This is a genomic window from Morganella sp. Je.2.23, from assembly GCF_051129855.1.
GTDB classification, from domain to species: domain Bacteria; phylum Pseudomonadota; class Gammaproteobacteria; order Enterobacterales; family Enterobacteriaceae; genus Morganella; species Morganella sibonii.
Window position 1 is genome coordinate 1,777,228 of the sequence record NZ_JBCPSQ010000001.1, and the last position, 20,146, is coordinate 1,797,373.

General features: G+C 47.4%; 24 protein-coding genes. 17 read left to right on the forward strand and 7 right to left on the reverse strand.

Translation table 11 applies throughout. The features are described 5' to 3' along the window. Positions 1–24: 24 nt before the first annotated feature. Entirely contained in the window at positions 25–720 is a 696-nt protein-coding gene (rsuA, locus tag AAZR23_RS08750; protein WP_166708181.1) for a 16S rRNA pseudouridine(516) synthase RsuA, read from the reverse strand. Between the two features lie 231 nt (positions 721–951). Between rsuA and AAZR23_RS08755 the strand changes: the two genes are divergently transcribed. Next, positions 952–2,712 carry a DEAD/DEAH box helicase gene (locus tag AAZR23_RS08755; RefSeq protein ID WP_166708182.1) on the forward strand — a complete coding sequence of 587 codons (1,761 nt, stop codon included), beginning with the start codon at positions 952–954 and terminating at the stop codon, positions 2,710–2,712. 172 nt (positions 2,713–2,884) lie between these two features. Then, positions 2,885–3,166, forward strand: a complete 282-nt coding sequence (rplY, locus tag AAZR23_RS08760) for a 50S ribosomal protein L25 (protein ID WP_046894897.1) — start codon at positions 2,885–2,887, stop codon at positions 3,164–3,166. Between the two features lie 177 nt (positions 3,167–3,343). Here the strand turns inward: rplY and AAZR23_RS08765 are convergent, their stop codons facing one another. After that, positions 3,344–4,324: a phage integrase gene (locus AAZR23_RS08765; RefSeq protein ID WP_428323586.1), complete on the reverse strand. Its 981-nt coding sequence runs from the start codon at positions 4,322–4,324 to the stop codon at positions 3,344–3,346. Positions 4,325–4,390: 66 nt separating this feature from the next. Beyond that, a complete protein-coding gene (locus AAZR23_RS08770) occupies positions 4,391–4,690 on the reverse strand; it encodes a helix-turn-helix domain-containing protein (protein ID WP_072870390.1) in 300 nt (99 codons plus the stop codon). Between the two features lie 102 nt (positions 4,691–4,792). On the opposite strand from AAZR23_RS08770, the gene AAZR23_RS08775 reads away from it, so the two are divergent. The 4 genes from AAZR23_RS08775 (at position 4,793) to AAZR23_RS08790 (ending at position 6,208) form a co-directional block, all read left to right on the forward strand. Continuing rightward, positions 4,793–5,089, forward strand: coding sequence for a Cox family DNA-binding protein (locus AAZR23_RS08775; protein ID WP_275902643.1), 297 nt, complete (start codon positions 4,793–4,795; stop codon positions 5,087–5,089). A gap of 218 nt (positions 5,090–5,307) precedes the next feature. Further along, complete coding sequence (locus AAZR23_RS08780) at positions 5,308–5,703, forward strand: DUF5347 family protein (protein ID WP_102830795.1); 396 nt, start codon at positions 5,308–5,310, stop codon at positions 5,701–5,703. A gap of 69 nt (positions 5,704–5,772) precedes the next feature. Beyond that, positions 5,773–5,994, forward strand: a complete 222-nt coding sequence (locus tag AAZR23_RS08785; protein ID WP_045138030.1) for a DUF2732 family protein — start codon at positions 5,773–5,775, stop codon at positions 5,992–5,994. Beyond that, on the forward strand, positions 5,987–6,208 hold the full coding sequence (locus tag AAZR23_RS08790; protein WP_072870382.1) for a TraR/DksA family transcriptional regulator: 222 nt from the start codon (positions 5,987–5,989) through the stop codon (positions 6,206–6,208). Before AAZR23_RS08785 ends, AAZR23_RS08790 begins: the two co-directional genes overlap by 8 nt. 8 nt (positions 6,209–6,216) lie before the next feature. On the opposite strand, the gene AAZR23_RS08795 is transcribed toward AAZR23_RS08790, so the two are convergent. Further along, the gene (locus tag AAZR23_RS08795; RefSeq protein WP_214179975.1) at positions 6,217–6,783 is read right to left on the reverse strand and encodes a hypothetical protein; all 567 of its coding nucleotides are present in this window, start codon (positions 6,781–6,783) and stop codon (positions 6,217–6,219) included. 98 nt (positions 6,784–6,881) lie between these two features. On the opposite strand from AAZR23_RS08795, the gene AAZR23_RS08800 reads away from it, so the two are divergent. From AAZR23_RS08800 to AAZR23_RS08825, 6 genes are all read left to right on the forward strand, one after another. Further along, positions 6,882–7,694: a DNA adenine methylase gene (locus tag AAZR23_RS08800; RefSeq protein ID WP_275902644.1), complete on the forward strand. Its 813-nt coding sequence runs from the start codon at positions 6,882–6,884 to the stop codon at positions 7,692–7,694. After that, a complete protein-coding gene (locus AAZR23_RS08805; protein ID WP_275902645.1) occupies positions 7,691–8,014 on the forward strand; it encodes a DUF5405 family protein in 324 nt (107 codons plus the stop codon). The genes AAZR23_RS08800 and AAZR23_RS08805 overlap by 4 nt, the downstream gene beginning before the upstream one ends. Beyond that, the gene (locus AAZR23_RS08810; protein ID WP_275902646.1) at positions 8,011–10,317 is read left to right on the forward strand and encodes a replication endonuclease; all 2,307 of its coding nucleotides are present in this window, start codon (positions 8,011–8,013) and stop codon (positions 10,315–10,317) included. Before AAZR23_RS08805 ends, AAZR23_RS08810 begins: the two co-directional genes overlap by 4 nt. Before the next feature lie 394 nt (positions 10,318–10,711). Then, the gene (locus AAZR23_RS08815) at positions 10,712–11,182 is read left to right on the forward strand and encodes a GNAT family N-acetyltransferase (RefSeq protein WP_275902647.1); all 471 of its coding nucleotides are present in this window, start codon (positions 10,712–10,714) and stop codon (positions 11,180–11,182) included. Continuing rightward, on the forward strand, positions 11,183–11,764 hold the full coding sequence (locus AAZR23_RS08820) for a hypothetical protein (RefSeq protein ID WP_275902648.1): 582 nt from the start codon (positions 11,183–11,185) through the stop codon (positions 11,762–11,764). Further along, a complete protein-coding gene (locus tag AAZR23_RS08825) occupies positions 11,742–12,113 on the forward strand; it encodes an ASCH domain-containing protein (RefSeq protein WP_275902649.1) in 372 nt (123 codons plus the stop codon). The genes AAZR23_RS08820 and AAZR23_RS08825 overlap by 23 nt, the downstream gene beginning before the upstream one ends. 9 nt (positions 12,114–12,122) lie before the next feature. On the opposite strand, the gene AAZR23_RS08830 is transcribed toward AAZR23_RS08825, so the two are convergent. After that, on the reverse strand, positions 12,123–12,659 hold the full coding sequence (locus AAZR23_RS08830; RefSeq protein WP_275902650.1) for an ATP-binding protein: 537 nt from the start codon (positions 12,657–12,659) through the stop codon (positions 12,123–12,125). A gap of 62 nt (positions 12,660–12,721) precedes the next feature. On the opposite strand from AAZR23_RS08830, the gene AAZR23_RS08835 reads away from it, so the two are divergent. Both AAZR23_RS08835 and AAZR23_RS08840 read left to right on the forward strand, forming a co-directional pair. Beyond that, complete coding sequence (locus AAZR23_RS08835; RefSeq protein WP_275902651.1) at positions 12,722–13,102, forward strand: ASCH domain-containing protein; 381 nt, start codon at positions 12,722–12,724, stop codon at positions 13,100–13,102. A 10-nt stretch (positions 13,103–13,112) separates the two neighbouring features. After that, positions 13,113–13,889 (forward strand): putative phage abortive infection protein, encoded by a 777-nt coding sequence (locus tag AAZR23_RS08840; RefSeq protein WP_275902652.1) that lies wholly within the window; start codon positions 13,113–13,115, stop codon positions 13,887–13,889. A 609-nt stretch (positions 13,890–14,498) separates the two neighbouring features. Here AAZR23_RS08840 and AAZR23_RS08845 read toward each other — a convergent pair. Both AAZR23_RS08845 and AAZR23_RS08850 read right to left on the reverse strand, forming a co-directional pair. After that, a complete protein-coding gene (locus AAZR23_RS08845; protein WP_275902653.1) occupies positions 14,499–15,518 on the reverse strand; it encodes a phage portal protein in 1,020 nt (339 codons plus the stop codon). After that, positions 15,518–17,275 (reverse strand): terminase ATPase subunit family protein, encoded by a 1,758-nt coding sequence (locus tag AAZR23_RS08850; RefSeq protein WP_275902654.1) that lies wholly within the window; start codon positions 17,273–17,275, stop codon positions 15,518–15,520. The genes AAZR23_RS08845 and AAZR23_RS08850 overlap by 1 nt, the downstream gene beginning before the upstream one ends. Positions 17,276–17,428: 153 nt before the next feature. Between AAZR23_RS08850 and AAZR23_RS08855 the strand changes: the two genes are divergently transcribed. The 3 genes from AAZR23_RS08855 to gpM are packed head-to-tail and all read left to right on the forward strand — an operon-like array spanning position 17,429 to position 20,146. Continuing rightward, positions 17,429–18,268 carry a GPO family capsid scaffolding protein gene (locus tag AAZR23_RS08855; protein WP_275902655.1) on the forward strand — a complete coding sequence of 280 codons (840 nt, stop codon included), beginning with the start codon at positions 17,429–17,431 and terminating at the stop codon, positions 18,266–18,268. Between the two features lie 31 nt (positions 18,269–18,299). Next, positions 18,300–19,388, forward strand: coding sequence for a phage major capsid protein, P2 family (locus AAZR23_RS08860; protein WP_275902656.1), 1,089 nt, complete (start codon positions 18,300–18,302; stop codon positions 19,386–19,388). Then, positions 19,388–20,146 (forward strand): phage terminase small subunit, encoded by a 759-nt coding sequence (gene gpM / locus AAZR23_RS08865; protein WP_275902657.1) that lies wholly within the window; start codon positions 19,388–19,390, stop codon positions 20,144–20,146. Before AAZR23_RS08860 ends, gpM begins: the two co-directional genes overlap by 1 nt.

Consider the following 20,146-nt stretch of genomic DNA (forward strand, 5'->3'; position numbering starts at 1 on the left):
GTATTCAATTCAGTAAAAAGGTGTTCAGAGAACCGACTGAATCTCTTCGTCAGTCAGCGGACGGTATTCTCCCGGCGCCAGGCTGTCATCCAGCACAATGCCGCCGATACGCTCGCGGTGCAGTTCGTCCACATGATTACCGGCAGCGGCAAACATACGTTTGACCTGATGGTAACGTCCTTCGGAAATCGTCAGCCGCACATCCTGAGGCGTGATAATCTCAAGTTTTGCCGGTTTGGTCGGATGCTGCTCACCGTTCAGCATGACTCCCTGTTCAAACAGGGCTGCGGTCGTGTCCGCTACCGGCTCCGCCAGTGTGACACGATAGGTTTTCTCACAGTGATGTTTCGGCGAAGTAATACGGTGAGACCACTGACCGTCATCGGTCATCAGCACAAGCCCGGTGGTATCGATATCCAGCCGTCCGGCGGCATGCAGTTTATGAGCAACCGGTTCATCAATAAAATAGAGAATGGTCGGGTTAACCGGATCATCCGTTGAGCAGACATAGCCCTGCGGCTTATTCAGCATAAAATAGCGCGGCCCGGTGACGTGTGTCATCACATTGCCGTCATACGCCACTTCATTTTCCGCGCTGACTTTCAGTGCGCCGTTTTTCACGACGTCACCATCCACAGTCACCATTCCCGCACGCAGCTCTCTGGCCACGAGGTTCCGGCTGATACCCATCTGATGGGCAAGAAATTTATCTAATCGCATGAATGTCTCTTAAACCTGACGTGCCCGCAGCGGACTGCCGGCAGATAAGCAGATAAAATGAAAGAATTTGGTTCGATAATAACCACAGTAATCATTATAACAACAAACCATCAACATCACAGTGCCTTTCTGACGGCGGTTCCGCTGTTTATCCTCCGCCATGCAGTCAATTGTCGCGCCCAAAGTGTGATATGCTGACACCCTGTTTTTGTCTGTTCCGCCGGAGTTCCTGTGACGTTTACCCTGCGACCTTATCAGCAGGAGGCTGTCGATGCCACCCTGCTCTATTTCCGCAAACACACCACACCAGCAGTGATTGTCCTGCCCACCGGTGCGGGAAAAAGCCTGGTGATCGCCGAACTGGCCCGGCTGGCACACGGTCGTGTGCTGGTGCTGGCGCATGTCAAAGAGCTGGTGGAGCAGAATCACAGTAAATATCAGGCTTACGGGTTAGATGCAGGTATCTATTCAGCCGGATTATCACAGAAAGAATCCTCACAGAAAGTCATCTTCGGCAGTGTGCAATCTGTCGCCCGTAATACCGCCGATTTTGACGGTAAATTTTCCCTGCTGATTATTGATGAGTGCCACCGGATCAGCCTCAGCGAAGACAGCCAGTATCAGCAGGTAATACAGCATCTGCAAAAGAATAACCCGGCTCTGCGTATTCTCGGCCTGACCGCCACCCCGTACCGGCTGGGCAGCGGCTGGATCTACCAGTATCACTATCATGGCATGATCCGCGGCGATCATACCTGCTTCTTCCGCGATTGTATCTATGAACTGCCGCTGCGCTATATGGTCAGTCATCAGTATCTCGTTCCGCCGCAACGACTGGACATGCCGGTGCTGCAATATGATTTTTCACAGGTACCGGTCAGTGCCGCCGGCATGTTTGACTCGCAGGTGCTGGCGCGGGAAGTGAAAAAACAAAAGCGCATCACACCGCGTATTGTCCGCCAGATTATTGAGTATGCCGCGCCCCGGCAGGGCTGCATGATCTTCGCTGCCACCGTGGAGCACGCGGCAGAAATTGTGTCACTGCTCCCGCCCGGTGAAGCTGCGCTGGTCAGTGCGGATACCCCGTCCGCAGACCGGGAAACGATTATCCGCGATTTCAAAGCACGGAAACTGCATTATCTGGTCAACGTTTCCGTTCTCACCACCGGGTTTGATGCCCCGCATGTGGATGTGATTGCCATTTTGCGCCCGACCGAATCTGTCAGCCTCTACCAGCAAATCGCCGGACGCGGGCTGCGCCTGTCCCCCGGGAAAACGGAGTGTCTGATCCTCGATTACGCCGGAAATCCGCATGACCTCTATATGCCGGAAGTCGGCAATCATAAACCAAACAGCAAAAGCCAGCCGGTGCAGGTATTTTGCCCGTTATGCGGCTTTGCCAACCTGTTCTGGGGATTATGTACCGATGACGGCCATATCATCGAACACTACGGCCGCCGCTGCCAGGGAATTATTGATGCGGATGATGAATCCGCCCGGCATCAGTGTGATTTCCGTTTCCGTTTTAAACTCTGCCCGTCCTGTAACGGAGAAAATGATATTGCCGCACGGCGCTGCTGTCACTGCGATGAAGTTCTCAGTGATCCGGATGACATGCTGAAAGCTGCACTGCGTCTGAAAGATGCGCTGGTACTGCGCTGTGGTGGTATGGCGCTCTCAGCCGGACAGGATAACCGCGGTGAATGGCTGACCATCAATTATTACGATGAGGACGGCACCACCGTCAGTGAGCGTTTCCGGCTGACCACACCGGCACAACGTTTTGTCTTCGAGAAACAGTTTCTGGCACAGCATCTGCGCGCGCCCGGTGTACCCTTTCAGTGGCAGGATGCAGAATCGGTGATCCGTCAGCAGGTATTGCTGCGTTACCCGGATTTCATTGTTTCACGCAAAAAAGATAACTTCTGGCAGATCCGGGAAAAAATCTTTGATTATCAGGGGCGATTCCGTAAATCCGACAGTCTGGCATAACCCTGAGTGCTGCTTTTTGGGTTTTATACCGGGTTTCGTTTGCCGTTTGTCCGCATTTTCGGTAAAATGCACGCCGCTTCACCGGGGGTAACCCTGCCGGAGCCAAATACCGACTTTGCTGCTGGGTCGCCTGTAGCAGAGATTTTTTTTACTCTTGTTAAAGAGAAAAGCTATGTTAACTATCAATGCTGAATTACGTAAAGAGCAGGGTAAGGGTGCGAGCCGCCGCCTGCGCCGCGCAAACAAGTTCCCTGCTATCGTTTATGGTGGCAACCAGGAACCTGTTTCCATCGAACTGGATCACGACATCCTGATCAACCAGGAAGCTAAACCAGAATTTTACGAAGTTCTGAACCTGGTTATCGATGGTAAAGAAACCAAAGTGAAAGTACAGGCTGTACAGCGTCATCCGTTCAAGCCAAAACTGACACACATCGATTTCCTGCGCGCTTAATTACGCCACCTATCGAGCTTTAATCGGGACGCCGAGTAAATAACGCCGCTTTTGCGGCGTTATTTATTTCTGATATACCCTACCTTTCCAATAAAAACATAGGGTTATCATAGAGCTGCAAGGTGCCACAGAGGGCACTAAATGGCCTGTCTGTGGACACCGTGTGGACACTTTTACCTAAATGCGACATTTGCCTTTCAGTGGATTAAGGTCTATTGCATCCTGTAGAAAATCCGGGGCAAAGTGTGCATATGTCATCGTCTGAGATAAATTGGCATGTCCCAGCAATCGCTGTAGTGTCAGGATACTGCCGCCGTTCATCATAAAATGCGTTGAAAACGTGTGTCTCAGAACGTGTGTTGCCTGCCCGCCCGGTAACGTCGGCTTCACTTCCTTTAAAATTTTCCGGAAGCGCTGATACGATATATCAGGGAATAGCAGCCCGTTTTTACCGTCACATATCATGTCGGCAACATCATCAGAAATCGGCACAATCCGGGGCTTGCGGGTTTTCGTAAATGTAAAACGTACCTTATTCTGAATCACATGTTCCCGCTTTAACCTGGTTGCTTCACTCCACCGGGCACCGGTACTGAGGCAAAGAACGGCAATGTTATAATCATCACCACTAAGGTTAGTCAGCAATCTGCTGACATCATCATCCGTCAGATATGACATTTCCGTGGCCTGCTCTTTCAGCTTCTTATAACCGCTGAAAGGGTGTTCGCCGAGATAAAGACCAGCATCAATTAAATACGTAAAAATGCCGCGCACTGCGGTAATTTCACGATTAATCGACGACGCTTTAACCCCGTGAGCCGTGCGTATCTGGCAATACTGGGATATAAGTGATTTGTCTATTTTTGGTGTTGCAGGGTCTGACATCACGCGGCAAAACATATCAACTCTGTTCTTTTGATCTCGTCCATGATCGAGATGACTCCCAAATAAATCCCACCATTGTTGCGCTATTTCGCTTAACGGGCGATTGTCGGTTAACTTCGGCGCCCATTCTTTCGAGTGGTTGGCCATCACGTACCGTTCATAATTAACGGCTTCAAACTTCTTATCAAATTTCCGTCTGACACGCTTTCCGTTGCGGCCAGTCGGACGAATGTCCACTTCATAGCGACCATCTTCGAGTTTCTTAATTGACATAAGAAAGCCCTCCGAGGGTGCAAAGACTTTGTGAATCAATAAACTCACAAAAATCGAGATGTATTGTTAACCAGTTTTCTTGTCTGAGCGGGGTGACGTTGTTTCTTCGTGCCCATTGTGTGCGAGGGCCGGTGCTATTTGGCCAGCTTCAGGATTAACTTCGTCGAACATGAACCAGTCGCGGTATTTTCTGAATAACGGAGTAGAAAATATTTTTACTCCGGATTCAAATGTCATCTTCGATTTATCGCTTTCATAACCGTGATAAGTTGCGTAGTTCAGGCCTGCCATTTCCACTAGTTCCTTTTTTGTTATCTGCTCAGAGTTCCGCATAATCCTTAATTTTTCACCTTGCGTTCTTGACATAATGTTGAGTTCTCAATATTGTATGGAGTATTAGATTTCACCGTTAAAAGCAGCAGTGAGCGTAAGAGGGCTACAAAGAGCCACAACAAGAGAGGTTAACAGATGACAAAGGAAAACGTAAAGGTTGCCGCTGCATTGAAAGTGGGTTCTGCGGATTATGTGACCGAAGCCCGGTTTGCAGAAATGATCGGCAAAACCGCACAGGCTGTTTCTGATATGCGTAAGGCCGGGAAATTGCCTTATGTGGAAATGAAAAACCCGAACGCCAGTCGCGGCGAATATTACATTAGCGTTTCAGCATGGAATGAGGGTCTGGATCTTGCACGTGCCACCCTGCCCGACGAAATCCGAAACGGCTGGCTTGTGTGGCTGGGTCTCGGTAAACCGCAGGTTAGTTGAGGTTGGCTATGGTCAGGCAAATCAGCACACACAGCCAGGAATATCGCGGATTTATTATTATCACCCTACCGCGTAACGCGACACGGAAAATAACGCAGTATCACGTCACCTTGTCTGATGGAGCTGATAGCTGTCATTCGTTTGGGAAGTTTGACGCACTGGCGCAGGCGACGGGTTTTATAGATTCATTGTTCGATAAGAAATAACGGCGGTAACTTATGCGTGCAACGGCTGAATTAATTGATATTACATCACAGTTACAGAGTGGAGATATTAATCATTCGCTGGCTGGCGTTAAGAGTTACAAGAATAACGGTATGTCATTTTCTGAAAGGACAGAAAAACTAACTGAGGCCGGAGCATTGCGGACAACTGTTTTTTTCAAAAACAAACAGGATAATCCAGATAATAGAGAACTAGCCGGATTTCTTGAATATATGCGGCTGTCAGATAAACGAATGTTAGACATGATTTTCTTTCTTGCTGAATTGGGTAATAAAGAAAGAAAATATGCAGACCTGACAAAAGAGGAAAAACAGCAATTAATTATTGCTATTAATAAAATAAAGTCACTAACGGCATTAATGCCGAAAAATATTTCATACCCGATTTAAATATTGACCAAAAATAAAATGACCTTAACCGGTCAGGGCTTTTTATTACCTAAATAATGAGGTTTTAAAATGAAATCAATTCCGGAACCAATATTCACCCCTGTAGCTGAAAACATCAAAGCCAACCGTGAAGACGAGCGCAAAACCTTGCTTGATGGGTTTGCCGGTCGTTTGCGCACCATTTCCCATAAAGCGTTAAGACAGAAAATGACACCAACTGAAATTTATCACCTGCTCAATGGTGAGGCTGACCGTATCGAAAACGAAGCGGGAGAGCTGAACCATGTCTGACGAAATCGACCGCGCCAATGACCACGCCGCGCTTGTGCTTGAAAGCCAGATAGCCGCCGCCCGTATTACTGCTGCGGGTGCGTCTGCGTTTGAATGTGAGGGGTGCGGTAAACCAATCCCTGAGCCACGCCGCCGCGCTGTGATCGGTTGCACCATGTGCATTGATTGCCAGGCAATTGATGAACTGAAAAACAAACATTACCGGAGCGTGTGAGATGACCACTAAAAAGACGACATACTACCTAGGAATGTTTCGCTCTGATTACGCAGAGTTTTTTCCGTGTCAGCCGTCATTATCCATACAGGATTTATTTTCCCCGCCAGTAATGAGCCAAGAAAATCGCCCATGTTGTCCTGCACTGCAAAAACGTCTGTCTTTGCAGGAGCTGCTTCCATTTTGCCTTCCGCGAACAGAAGAACAGTCTGTTTCGACGCCAGAATCGAATTATGAATATCTGACTCTAGCTCTTCCTTCGTGTTCCAGTATGCCGATTCGCTTGTACGGTAATACACACAATTGCGGAACACGTTTTGGTATTCGCGCTGTATTAGCGCTGTCCATTCTCCGTGCTCTGTCCACTTATCAGGACAGCTTTGTTTTAGAAGCCGGGCCAACTCATTTCGATAATCTTCTGATGGAATCCAGCGCTCTTTTATCCGGCATGAAGATAAAGCCAGGAAAGCGTCGCAGGCACGGAGCATATCGAATGTTGATAAAAGCCTTACTTCGCCTTGAGGCGCAGCTGACGGAGTCAAAAAAGCAGGGTTCCGGACGGGTGGAAGCATCATGACTGTTCCTTTTTTTATCTGAATTCCGGTAACGGATGATACCCCGGACATTACAGAAATAAAAATATGCAAAAAATAAATAAGTAAGGAATTGCAATATGATTGAAAAAACTATTTTGAAATGGGCGGGTTCAAAAATCGGCATTATGGAGCAGTTGCGCCCTCACCTGCCAAAAGCAAAACGTCTTGTTGAGCCTTTCGCCGGTTCCTGTGCTGTGATGATGAATACTGACTATGAGCAGTATTTAATTGCAGATGTGAATAACGATTTAATCACTATGTATCAACAAATAGCCTCAGATAATATTGATGAGGTTATAAGAACCGCATACGATCTTTTTGAATTAGAGGCTGTTGAGTCAGGCTATTATGTAGAGCGCGATTTTTTTAATAAAAGTAAACGTGTCTTACAACCTGAATTTATCGCAGCATATTTTATTTATTTAAATCGCCACTGTTATAACGGACTCTGCCGCTACAATCAGAAAGGCAGCTTTAATGTACCGCGCGGAAATTATAAAAAACCATACTTCCCGGAGAAAGAAATCCGCGCATTTGCTGCCAAAGCAGTAAAAGCCAACATCCAGCACCTCGTATGGCAGGACACGTTATCGCTGGTCGATTTTGGTGACGGTGTGTATTGCGATCCTCCGTACATGGGAAAAAGCTTTACTCAGTATCACACTGACGGTTTTACCGATGCAGATAATGAAGCGCTGGCCTTTGCCCTGAAAGATTTGAATGATATTCAGGGCAACCCGGTAACGGTATCAAATTCACTGGCGGCAAAAGAGCTGTATGCGGATTTAGGCTTCACTATCCACGTAATAGAAGCACCGCGCACCATTGCGGCTAATGGTAACCGGAAGAAAGCACCTGAAATTATTGCTGTGCTGGGTGGTTGCCAATGAGCATCATCGACCCGCGCAACGGCATTTATATTACTGATACCCACTACGCTATCGCCCGCCGTCTTCCGGAAGAGCATGCATCACTCCCTGAATACGCGCTGATTGAGGCTGATCTTGAAAACAATAGCTGGTCGTTGGTTTCCCGGTATGACAACCCTGTCGTTATGGTTGCTGACCTTGTCGCCATGCAGGTTATCAGGCCGAAAGATAAGCCGGTGAAAACACTGGATGAATATCTGCGTTTCAGCGAAATGATAGTGAAACGCTGTCAGACGGCGCTGTCTGTACTCCGGGAAATGCCGGTTGGTGACCGGCCATGACGGGGAAAGTCATTGATTTCAGTGTGCAGCCGCCGCCGGAACCGGCGGTTTTTATGCATGAGTGGAACAAAAAGCGACATGAGGCGGTGCTGGGTTTTGAGCAGCCGTTAACGCCCGCACAACTTAAACAGAATCAGGATTTGCAGGATGAAATTGAACGTCTGCCGCGCATGCTGCGTTTTCCGTTCCGTAAGCGCTATGAAAGTATTTACGAAGAAAAGGGGCTGTTAGAGGCTCACAGATATCTGTATTTCAAATTTTATCGGGAAATACTTCCGCGAGTTAATGCCGTTAATGACCGCTTTTCAGTGCGTCATATGGATCAGTTTAATGCCCTGCCGGAGTTATCCGACAAGGCCGTTAAATTACTGGCAAAGCAACTGGCGAAAGTATTTTTTGAGCGTTGCCAACTGCTGATCGATAAGGTCAGCGAGATTGGTGATGGTGCCATATTTAAATTTAAGTACCTGTATGAAATATACGGGCACATGGCTGCTGATGCCAAAGAACTGCATATTACCCCGCTTCACTACAGCCGGTATCTGAAAGGCTCAATTAGTGAAAAAAATATCCACTCTGCCCTTGCCCGTCTGGTGAATGATGATTTCTGGTACCGCCGTTTACGGGCGCATCGTGCCCGCTGGCGTGAGTCGCTGCTGATTGCCGTTATGGCCGTCAATATGAATAAGCGCCCGTATGCCAGCCGCCAGGCGATTAATGAAGTCCGCGCCCAGCGTAAAGCGAACGAAGAATATCTGAAACAGATGGATATTGAAGACACTGAGACGGGTGAGCGGTTTGATCTGTTTGAAAAAGTGATGGGGAGTATTTCCAACCCTGAAATTCGCCGTATGGAACTTATGGCACAGATCGCCGGCATTGAAAAAGTGGCTATGCAACGCGGTGATATCGGCATGTTTGTTACCATCACGACACCGTCAAAGTACCATCCGACAAAGGTTACCGGTAAGAAAGATGAGAAAAAGGCCATTATTAATCATAACTGGTCAAAGGAGGCTTATACACCAAAGAACGGACAGGCATATCTTGTCCGCGTGTGGTCGAAAATACGGACAGCTTTCAAGGATTACGGGCTTAAAGTCTACGGTATTCGCGTTGTTGAGCCGCATCATGATGGTACTCCGCACTGGCATTTATTGTTATTCACTGACAAAGCCAGTCGTGCGCAGGTTATCGACATTATGCGCAAAAAAGCCCTTGCCGTTGACGGGAAAGAGCAAGGCGCACAAAAACATCGGTTTAAGTGTGAACACATGAACCGTGGTGGCGCTGTCAGTTATATCGCGAAATACATTTCTAAGAATATTGACGGTTACGCACTGGACGGTGAAATCGATAATGACACCGGAAAGCCGCTGAGTGATACCGCCGCCGCCGTGACCGCCTGGGCGGCAACGTGGCGTATCCCGCAGTTTCAGTTTTATAACCTGCCGTCAAAAGGTGCTTACCGCGAGTGCCGCAAATTGCGCGGTGTGTCTATCGCAGAGCAAATCGGGGATGTGGCTGAGAAAGTCAGAGCCGCAGCAGATGAGGGACAGTTTGATGAATATATCCTTTCTCAGGGTGGCCCGTGCACCCCGCGTGACCTGCAAACGGTCAGAGTAGCGAGACGCGCCGCTGATCGGCTGAACCAGTACGACGAAGAAGTCCCGGAAGTCTTTGGGATCTACTCCCCTGTTTTTGGCGGTGATGTCGTCAAAACCCGCGAACATAAATACCAGATTGTTAAAAAACGCGACAGTCAAAACCCTGCACCGGTTGCCGTTGGTTTTGATTTTAATCTTTTAAAGGGCGGCATCGCCGACCCTCGGAGTCCTGTCAATAACTGTGGATCGGTGATCTCAGCCGATGGTGATAAATCGCCAGATTTAGCGCCAAACTACGGCATGACAGGGGTTTACCAAATAAAACCGTGGGGTTCATGCCTGAGTGATAAAGCCGCTGAGAAAGCGGCACAGGAAGTAAAACCGGCACAAATCGCCAGACGGGTTAATTCCCGCATCACTTTAAGCGACAAAGAAATCGCATTCATCCCGGAAATACAGAAATTCACCGCTGCAATGGGGCATGAAATGCCAGCGGACGGGCTGATGATGATGTTTATTCGGGGCATGACCGTTGATTACGGTGATCAAAAACTGTTGTTCCGTGATGGCCGGATGCGGCTGGAGCTGGGCGACGAGGTAAAAGTAGTGAGAGAACGGCAGCAGGCCGTGAAACGTGAGCAGAAAGCGGCGGTGATATTGGCGAAATTTGAGAAAATAAGGAAAGAAAATGCCTAATGATTGTCAAAAATAATGTTAATTCTATTTAACATTCCGTGCTTTATTGACCGGTGTCAGTACAACCAATCAGCTGACAAAAAACAGTTTTACATTTTTTTTACTGTAATGTACTGTATATAAATACAGTGCATGGTGCATGGTGCACAGTAATGGTGTGTCCGTGGCCGTAACGGGAGGTAAGGTGTGCGGATTAGCCGTATAAAGGATTTTTCTTAATCAACGCATGAATGTCTGCGATGTTATCCATAGTATTATGATTAGAGAACAATGATGAAGACATTACTTGAAACTGTTGATAGACTTAATGTGAGATAATTTTAGCCTTTTGAAATATTTTTTTAATCACATCAACCTATTGATTGCAAAATAGTGGCTTGACGAGGAGACTCGGATGTCTATACAAGAAAAATTCTTCCGTGATATTGACTTAAATGACCGTTTTTTCAATTCATTGAAAGCTGATTATGATGGTTTTGACAATTGGTTTATCTCTAAATCAGGAAATAAAGCCTATGTTTCGTACAACGATAATGGCGAGATGGATGGATTCCTGTATTTAAAAGTAGAGAATGAAGCCATTACGGATACGACACCTACATTTGAGAGAAAACCGAGGGCAAAGTTAGGTACTTTCAAAATAGATGCTCATGGAACAAAATTAGGTGAAAGGTTTGTCCGGTTAGTCTTTCAATTTGCGATGAACAATAATCTCAAAGAAATATATGTAACTATTTTTGATAAGCATGAAGGACTAATTAATTTATTAAAGCGTTATGGTTTCGAGTTGCAAGCAAGAAAAATTCAAGTAACAAGCAATGGCCGTGAAGGCGTTTATTTCAAAAATTTGGAGTGGAAAGAATAAATGAGCTATCCCAATTACCCGTTAATTAAATTAAGAAATAGAAACTTCCTGCTAAGTATATACCCTTCGTGGCATACTCGGTTGTTTCCTGAATCTAAACTGAATAACGAAGATGGAAGTTTAATTCAAGATATTTCTTATACAAATAGTATTGAAAAGGTATATCTCACCAGAATGGATGGAACACAACACCTACGAGCCGGTGACAACCTTTTAATCTATAGAACTTCAGATGGGCAAGGTCCGGCACGTTATCGTTCAGTAGCAACTTCTGTATGTGTGGTTTTGAGTGTCAGAGATATTCATGAATTCTCTACTTATGAAGAATTTCGGGATTACTGTGCGCCATTTAGTGTTTTTGATGAAGATGAACTTAAGCTTTTGTATGCAAAGAAAAATTATCCTTATATCATCCGCTTTACATATAATTTCCCTTTAACGAAAAGAATAATTAGGGATGATATTATGACTATAACTGGATATACTGATGCAAATTATTGGGGCTTCCTTCCTTTGAGTGATGTACATTTTAAGAGAATTATTACCGATGGGGGCGTAAATGAAAGTTTTATTGTCAATTAAACCTGAATATGCTGAACGAATTTTATCGGGTGAAAAAAAATTTGAGTTTAGAAAAAGCATATTTAAAAATAAAAATGTTGATACTGTCATTATTTATGCAACCATGCCTGTAGGTAAAGTAATTGGAGAGTTTAAGATCGGTGATATTTTAGTAAATTCACCTTCTGAATTGTGGAGTTTAACCAAAAATTATGCCGGAATAAGTCATAAATTTTTTACTGACTATTTTCATCGGCGCGATAGAGCATTTGCCATTTCGGTTAAAAGCCCCAGAAGATATAGCTCTCCATTAGATTTAGAAGACATATCCCCAGGGGCAAAAGCACCTCAATCTTTCCGATATATTTAAATGTTTGTTTTAAGCGCGAGAAATAGACTCGCGCTTAATTTCTTCAATTGCATTACTAAAATCTTTAATAGAAGCAGAATGTATTTCCTTTAAGGGGATATCTAAGGCTCTACATATTTTTTTTGCATTTTTATTCTCGCTTTCTATTAAAGAGCTGATATCATATTTTATTGTACTACCATCTCTTTCACTAATTCGTTTTTTAATTACATTGATCTCATTTTGTAATAAAATCACGCCATCGGGGTTCAACCTTTCAAATACGTCCGTTTCTATTGCAGTTATTATTCCATCTTTAGATACTAATGCGAAATGTCCATCAAGTAACAACATACATCCATTTTTAGTAAGGCTATCAATAGCAGCTAATAGTATAATTTGATTTTTGTCAATATCTTCGGTTATCTTACTGGTAGGTAGCTCTATTTTCCCATATTCTCGAATTAATTGACTGGCACTTTTATGTATAGCTTGATTACTTTCTACATACTTTTCACATAAGTAACCTTTACCAACACCGTGGACTCCCGCTATAAAAATCAACATATCATACCTCATATTTATAATTTATGTTAAAATACAAGAGTGTCAACCATAAGGGTCATACCATGAAATATCAAGCGCTATCCATCCTTAAGCCAGCTGTAGATCTAATACTAGATGGCAAAAAAAACATTGAGATAAGGTCATGGCTACCACCGGAAATTCCGATGAAAAATGTTGTGATTGTTCAAAATCAAAAATATCTATCTACTGATGAAGATATAGATGATGGGGTCGCTTTGGCTATCGTCGATTTTACTGAGTTCAAAATATGGACAGAGGATGATTATAATGATGGCAATCCTTCAATCAGTTTAGGAAGAACTTGGAAGGAAGGTTATTTTACATGGAAAATTGAAAATATAAGAAGGCTAACGAAACCAATTATATGTAAGGCTATGAAAGGAATATATGAGCTCGATTTAAATGATATTAAGTTAGTGTAAGGTTAAAGTTATGGTGAAAACAATGGACTATATAAAAAGATTCTCTTTTATGTTTATTTTTTTTCTGGTGACTTTTTTATTTATTGCGCTTGCCTTATACAATTATTGGACTAATTTTGGGGACTTGCCTATAAGTCAATCGGTAGAGCAGTGGGGGCAGTTCGGTGATTATATCGGAGGTGTGCTTAATCCCAGTTTGAGTTTTTTATCTATAATTTTAGTTTGTTTCACACTTTATACCACATCTAAACAATCTATGACTCAGTCATTTGAGTCAGTACTTTTTGAACTTATAAAATATCACAAAGAAAATTTATCAAATATAAAAGTAGTCTATGATGGAGAATTATACAAAGGAGTAGATGCACTTGATTGGTACATAACCGAGGTAAAGTTTAACTTTCTTAATTTGTCAAATGATGATAAGCCAATTCAGGAAAGGATGAGGTATTCAATTGATCTTGTATATGAGGAGGAAAATTTCTTTTCTAATACAGGGCATTACTTTAGAAACTTGTATCATATATTTAAACATATTGATGAAGCTAGTTTTCTTCGTAAAAAAGAGCGAGTTAAATATGCTAAGTTAGTTAGGGCACAACTCTCATCAATAGAGTCTGGGGCATTGATGCTGAATGGATTGTCAACTAAGGGTGTTAAATCTAAAGTTTATATTGAAAAGTATTCTCTACTACAAGGCTTTACTCTTAGTAACTTTTTTAAAGATAAGTTGAGATCCGCAGGGGCAATGAACCTTTACCGTTCTGAAGCTTACGGCGACAAATGAATATTGATAGATATATGAGCGCATAATGCAAACAATATTATCGCTATAATATTTTTGCCGTTATTTGAATTTTGTTTTATTTTGGATGTAACGGCATGAATTATAGGCTTGATACTCTAGTACTTTCTTGGGACTGTTAACTGATTATTTTTAATTTTACTGTTTATGACATGTATGGTGCATACTGCATTCATCCGCATGAATTCGCATGATCATTTGAAAAGTATTTTTACTGAAGCCAACCAGAATTGGTGGTGTTTTCCTTGTGTCATGCAGATGCATAAAAAGCGGTGCATTTAGTGGGCAGGCGTGGCGGGGCTACGATTGCGCGGCGGCATGTTTGTTCGCTTCCCGGTTGTCGCAAATTTCCCGGGCGTAGCGGCGTTAAAAGCAAAAAGAGGTGTACGGGTTATCTTTTTTCAGGTCGTCACACGGTGCGTTACAGGCGGTATAACGGATGGTTTCAGAGGGGCAAAATCCGGCAGATTCGTCTTCCGGCTGCGGGTTTAGTATAATATCATGGGGCGCTATTATTATAGGTAACGCCGATCTTCATCATGTACGGACGTAAAAAAACCGCCGGCGGCGGTTCCTGTTGTCATATTGTGATTAATCATCCGGCAGCCGGTAATCCTCAAACCGGATCACCTCTTGTCCGCACCAGTCATTCAGCTGTTTCAGCTTGGCCTGCAACGGCATCAGTTCATTGCGGACAAATACCTTTGCTGCCTTTTCCACGTCACCGAAGCCGCCGGTGTTCTGCGGCAGGATGCCCATCAGTTGCGGCGGTACGCGATGGGCGGCCAGCATGTCATCGCGGCTGACGTTCTTGATATTCAGAAATTCATCCTTGGCGGCGACTTCACTGAGCGGCATGATCTGAATGCCGTCTTTCTTCCCGTTCGGGGCATACAGGAACAGGTTGCGGAAGTTGCCGGGTCCTTTGCTGCTGCGAACCGCTTTACGGATGTTGTCGATATCACCCGGTGTCTGGGAAGAATCACTGATATACATAATGTACCCGGCGTGACTGCCGTTAAGATAATACCGGCGGCGGAACAGCGTGGCGGATTCGTTGAGCAGGGTTGACGGCAGTGCGGCCAGATATTCCGGCAGACCGTACAGTTCCTGATTCACATCCGGTTCAATCAGGTGAAATACCGCGCCGGGTTCAAACGGGTACGGCTCACTCTCATAGCCGTATTTGGTGAACCAGTACTGATCCCCGCCAATCCCGCGCCGGGTGTATTTGGCCGGGGCGTGGTCAAACCGCAGGATGCCGCCGAGGCGGTTGTAACGGGTTTCAACGTAGGCGTTACCGAACATCAGAAAATCCAGCGCGAAGCTGTCAAAGGTTTTCCGGTCTAACAGCGGGTGCGGAATAAAGGTGCTGGTCAGTATGTTACGTTTCACATAGATTGCGCTGCTGTGATGCGGTGCTGCCCGGAATGCTTTGGACAGCCCGTTAAAACTGAGCGGCGGTTCATACCAGTGCTCCATCCGGACACACTCCAGGTAATCATAAATCTCGCGGCTGTCGAGCACCGACACCGGCTCACCGAACGTGAACGCCTCCACGCCGCCGGTATTCTGTTGTTTATGCTGTTTGTTTTTATTTCTGCGGCTCATCAGTAAAGCTCCACGATATTATGATGTTGGGTGTTTTCACCCGTGATAGGTTCGTTGTACAGGGCGTGCATCGCCGCCCAGGCGAGATCCGCATGACTGGCGTCCTCGCTGCGGCTGGCTTCATAGGTCGGGCGGTTGCCGCTGGCGGTGGTTGAGCGGCGGATAGACATAAACGACTGAATGACGTCCCGGTCTCCGGCATCAAATTCCAGCCGTCCGCTGTTGATGACATCCCATGCTTTCAGCACCAGGGCGTTTTTTACCGCCGGGTTATAGACGAACTCCCGCACCTGCGGGAAAAACTCCTGCACCGACTTGTAAACGCCGTGGCCGATCCCGGTACTGTCGATACCGATGTATTCCACGTTATAACGTTCGGTCAGTTGTTTGATGGCTTCCGCCTGAGCGCGGAAATCCATCCCGCGCCACTGGTGACGCTCAAGGATGCGGAACGCGCCGCCGAACATCACCGGCGGTGCAATCACCACACACCCGGCACTGTCGCCGCCCTCAGTTCCTTTTGCCGGGTCATAGCCGATCCAGACCGGCCGGTGACCGTATGGCCGGTACAGTTCCGGCTGAAAGTCCTCCCACACATCCCATGAATCAACCAGGCAACTTTGCATCAGTTCCAGCGAAAAAATGGACGCGATATCGTCCACAAAGTCACACATCAGCAGGTTCTGATATTCGTCCGGGCTGTATTCAAGGCGCAGTTGTGCGATATCGAACAGGTCACAACCGCCGCGCACCGCATCTTCAACGGTGACAATCTGCCGCCACTGACCATCCTCACACAGCCGTCCGTCACGTAATGCCGCATGACTGATATCAATATCCACATGGTCAGCTTTGGCGCGGCCCCGGTTGAACAGTTTTCCTGACCAGAACGGGTATGCGCTGTGGGTCAGGCTTGACGGTGTGGAAAAATAGGTCTGCCGCCATTTTTTGTGCATCGCCATGCCGGAGGCGACTTTGCGCAGTTCCTGAAATTTCGGTATCCAGAAATATTCATCCAGGTAAAGATTGCCGTGATAGCTTTGTGCGGTCCGGGCATTGGTACCGAGGAAATACAGGGTGGCACCGTTCGGCAGGACAATCGGGTCGCCTTTCAGGTCAACATCGACCTCGCGGGCAATCTCAATGATGTACTGTTTGAATACATGCGCCTGCGCCTTACTGGCGGAAAGAAATATCTGATTGCGGCCGGTCAGCAGCGCGTCCATAAACGCTTCGCGGGCGAAATAATATGTCGCCCCTATCTGGCGGGATTTGAGGATATCGCGGATGCGGTTCTGTGCCCCGGCGCGGTACCAGTTTTTCTGATACTCAAACATGTTTCCCGTGAAAATCTGTTCCAGCTTTTCGATCTGTTCGTCGCTGAACACATTTTTTTCCGGGGCCCTGCGTTCACCGGTGTTACGGTTCGCCAGTTTCGGGTTGAGATCGGTCTCATTGCCGCCGTTCTGATAGCGCCGGATTTTAGCGGCACGCTCCAGCTGACGGCCTAACAGGTCAATCTCTTTGTAATCCTTGCCCTCTTTGCTTTCTTTGGCGATAAGCTGGCACAGCCGCGCTTCAATAGTGAACTCCACCCGGTCATAGGGCGTGATGTCGTCCCACTGGTCGCGGCGCTTCCAGCTGTGAATCGTTGAGGCTTTCTCACCCAGCATTTCCGCGATCCGTGCAATACGGTAGCCGCTGAAATACAGGTGCATGGCCTTTTTGCGTGAGTCAAATACGGTTATCGTTTCCATGCCGCCAGATTACTGGCCGCACTTCCCCCGCGCCCTGCTGTTCTGTTGTATACCCCCGGCGTACAACAGCCTTTCATTGTTTCCGCAGCAATTCACCGGAACCATAGCCCCATCATTACTGACAATCCCGTCCTGACTGATGGAGTCATTCACATGACAGTAAAATCAAAGCCGGTGCGTATCTGTACAGAGGGTGCCACCACTGACGGCCGCACCGTACAGCGCAGCTGGCTGACCGATATCGAACAGAACTACGACCCGAACGTCTACGGGGCGCGCATTAATATTGATCACCTCAACATGTCCTACATGCCGCGCCTGGGGGATGTCGAGTCGGTGTATACCGAAGAAATCACCGATGGTGCGCTGAAAGGCAAATTAGCCCTGTATGCCACGCTGAAACCGACCGCCGACCTGATCGAAATGAATAAAAAGCGTCAGAAGGTATACACCTCTGCTGAAATCGCCCCGAAATTTGCGGACACCGGTGCCGCCTACCTTGTCGGACTGGCGGTGACGGATAACCCGGCCAGCCTCGGCACACAGATGCTGCAATTCAGTCAGGGCGCCGGGGAAAGCCCGTTCGCGGGTCGCAAACAGTCGAAAGACAACGTGATCACACTGGCAGAAGAGACCGTTATCGAATTCACCGAAGATAAGCCGGATGAACCGAAAGGACCGTCTCTGTTCACCCGTATCACCGAAGTGCTGACCGGGAAAGGTAAGCAGGACGATGCCCGTTTTCATGATGTGCATCAGAGCGTCGAACTGATCGCCAAAGCCGTCGAAGCCATTCAGACAGATGTTGCCGCCCTGAAAAAAACAAGCCTGTCCGATCCTGAGCCGGAAGAAATCGCGGAACTGGCCGCGCTGAAAAAAGAGCTCAGTGAACTGAAAACGCAACTGAGCCAGCAGGATAACAACGGCCATAAGCGCCCGGTGTCACTCGGCAACAACGGCACACAGCCGGAAGAACTGCTGACGGACTGCTGATCCCGGCCTCACCAAATCTGAGAAAGAGAACATGAAAAAAGAGACCCGCTTTAAATTTAACGACTACCTGATGCGACTGTCTGCACTGTATGAAGTGCCGGTTGAGGAACTGACCAGCAAGGTTGAAATCACCCCATCAGTCGCACAGACGCTGGAAGATAACGTTCAGCAGTCTGCGGCATTCCTCGGCCTTGTAAATATTGTCCCGGTTCCGGAAAAAACAGGCCAGGTTATCGGGCTGGGCGTCGGCTCCACTATCGCCGGAACCACAGACACCACAAAAGAAGATCGCGAAGCGACCGACCCGTCTGAGATGACCGACATTGAGTATGTGTGTCAGCAGACCAACTATGACACCGCACTGACCTACCAAAAACTGGATCTGTGGGCGAAGTTCAAAGATTTTCAGCTGCGTATCCGTAATGCCATTATCCGCCGTCAGGCGCTTGACCGCATTATGATTGGCTTTAACGGTACACACCGTGCCAAAAAATCCGACCGTACTGCAAACAAAATGCTGGAAGACGTCAATATCGGCTGGCTGCAAAAGGTCCGCACCGATGCAGAAGCGCATGTAATCAGTGATGTCAGAGACGATGCCGGTAACGTGATTTCCGCCGTGATCCGCGTAGGTAAAGGCGGTGATTTCAATAACCTTGATGCACTCGTGATGAGCGCCGTTGATGAGGTTATCGACGAAGAGTACCGCGACGATACCGAACTGGTGGTTATCTGCGGGCGCAAACTGTTATCCGACAAATATTTCCCGCTGGTCAATAAAGAGCAGGAAAACAGTGAAAAACTGGCCGCTGACCTGATTATCAGCCAGAAACGTATCGGCGGGTTACAGGCCGTGCGTGCGCCGTACTTCCCGGAAAACGCCCTGTTTATCACCCGTCTGGATAACCTGTCTATTTACTGGCAGAGCGAAACCCGCCGCCGCCACATCATCGACAACCCGAAACGTGACCGGATTGAGAACTACGAATCCGTCAATGAAGCGTATGTTGTTGAGGATTATCGCGGTACCGCGCTGATCGAAAACATTCAGATGCAGAACGGCACCCAAAAGCCGGAAGCACCGGACACCGGTGATACCGGCAACGAGGGCGGCGAATAATGGGCGGCAGTATTTTCCGCCGTCATGTGATGCGGGTCAGTGCGCAGCAGGATGCACAGCAGCGCAACCCGCAGACACAGACCGGCACGGCCTACACCCAGATGACACTGATGATGAACGCTGACCGCCGCAGGCTGAAGCGCATCCAGTCATTTGAGCGCAAAGCTGCTGTGAAGCGGGAAATGCTGCCGAACTATGCACCGTGGGTCGGCGGCATTCTGGCTTCCGGCAGAGGACAGCAGGACGATGTACTGATGCGCGTGATGCTCTGGCGGATTGATGCCGGAGACTTTCACGGCGCACTGGATATCGCGGACTACGCCCTGCGCCACGGCCTGAAAATGCCGGAAAACCACACCCGGACAACCGGGTGTGCCATTGCGGAAGAAATCGCGGATATGGCGGAAAAGATGTACACCGCCAAAACCCCGGTCCCGCTGGATGTGCTGACCCGTACCCTTGATCTGACCGGCGAAGAAGATATGCCTGATCAGGTCCGGGCAAATCTCCTGAAATGGCTGGGCTATGCACAGCGCGATGACGGGTATTTACAGCCTGCCACCTGTTCATGGCTGCGGGCACTTGAATTATATGACCGTGTCGGTGTTAAGCAGGATTTGCGCCAGCTGGAAAAGCTGATCGCAAAACAGCAGGAAGAACGCGACGCGGCACAACAGAACGAGCCACAGCGCCGGGGCGGCACAGCGGAGCAGCCGACCGGCTTATCCGCTGTCCACCGCCCACCTTTTACGGGGTAA

Coding starts and splice junctions, on each gene's coding strand:
- rsuA (WP_166708181.1), bottom strand. CDS start 720: ATGCGATTAGATAAATTTCTTGCCCATCAGATGGGTATCAGCCGGAAC.
- rplY (WP_046894897.1), top strand. CDS start 2,885: ATGTTAACTATCAATGCTGAATTACGTAAAGAGCAGGGTAAGGGTGCG.
- AAZR23_RS08765 (WP_428323586.1), bottom strand. CDS start 4,324: ATGTCAATTAAGAAACTCGAAGATGGTCGCTATGAAGTGGACATTCGT.
- AAZR23_RS08770 (WP_072870390.1), bottom strand. CDS start 4,690: ATGTCAAGAACGCAAGGTGAAAAATTAAGGATTATGCGGAACTCTGAG.
- AAZR23_RS08775 (WP_275902643.1), top strand. CDS start 4,793: ATGACAAAGGAAAACGTAAAGGTTGCCGCTGCATTGAAAGTGGGTTCT.
- AAZR23_RS08780 (WP_102830795.1), top strand. CDS start 5,308: ATGCGTGCAACGGCTGAATTAATTGATATTACATCACAGTTACAGAGT.
- AAZR23_RS08785 (WP_045138030.1), top strand. CDS start 5,773: ATGAAATCAATTCCGGAACCAATATTCACCCCTGTAGCTGAAAACATC.
- AAZR23_RS08790 (WP_072870382.1), top strand. CDS start 5,987: ATGTCTGACGAAATCGACCGCGCCAATGACCACGCCGCGCTTGTGCTT.
- AAZR23_RS08795 (WP_214179975.1), bottom strand. CDS start 6,783: ATGATGCTTCCACCCGTCCGGAACCCTGCTTTTTTGACTCCGTCAGCT.
- AAZR23_RS08800 (WP_275902644.1), top strand. CDS start 6,882: ATGATTGAAAAAACTATTTTGAAATGGGCGGGTTCAAAAATCGGCATT.
- AAZR23_RS08805 (WP_275902645.1), top strand. CDS start 7,691: ATGAGCATCATCGACCCGCGCAACGGCATTTATATTACTGATACCCAC.
- AAZR23_RS08810 (WP_275902646.1), top strand. CDS start 8,011: ATGACGGGGAAAGTCATTGATTTCAGTGTGCAGCCGCCGCCGGAACCG.
- AAZR23_RS08815 (WP_275902647.1), top strand. CDS start 10,712: ATGTCTATACAAGAAAAATTCTTCCGTGATATTGACTTAAATGACCGT.
- AAZR23_RS08820 (WP_275902648.1), top strand. CDS start 11,183: ATGAGCTATCCCAATTACCCGTTAATTAAATTAAGAAATAGAAACTTC.
- AAZR23_RS08825 (WP_275902649.1), top strand. CDS start 11,742: ATGAAAGTTTTATTGTCAATTAAACCTGAATATGCTGAACGAATTTTA.
- AAZR23_RS08830 (WP_275902650.1), bottom strand. CDS start 12,659: ATGTTGATTTTTATAGCGGGAGTCCACGGTGTTGGTAAAGGTTACTTA.
- AAZR23_RS08835 (WP_275902651.1), top strand. CDS start 12,722: ATGAAATATCAAGCGCTATCCATCCTTAAGCCAGCTGTAGATCTAATA.
- AAZR23_RS08840 (WP_275902652.1), top strand. CDS start 13,113: ATGGTGAAAACAATGGACTATATAAAAAGATTCTCTTTTATGTTTATT.
- AAZR23_RS08845 (WP_275902653.1), bottom strand. CDS start 15,518: ATGAGCCGCAGAAATAAAAACAAACAGCATAAACAACAGAATACCGGC.
- AAZR23_RS08850 (WP_275902654.1), bottom strand. CDS start 17,275: ATGGAAACGATAACCGTATTTGACTCACGCAAAAAGGCCATGCACCTG.
- AAZR23_RS08855 (WP_275902655.1), top strand. CDS start 17,429: ATGACAGTAAAATCAAAGCCGGTGCGTATCTGTACAGAGGGTGCCACC.
- AAZR23_RS08860 (WP_275902656.1), top strand. CDS start 18,300: ATGAAAAAAGAGACCCGCTTTAAATTTAACGACTACCTGATGCGACTG.
- gpM (WP_275902657.1), top strand. CDS start 19,388: ATGGGCGGCAGTATTTTCCGCCGTCATGTGATGCGGGTCAGTGCGCAG.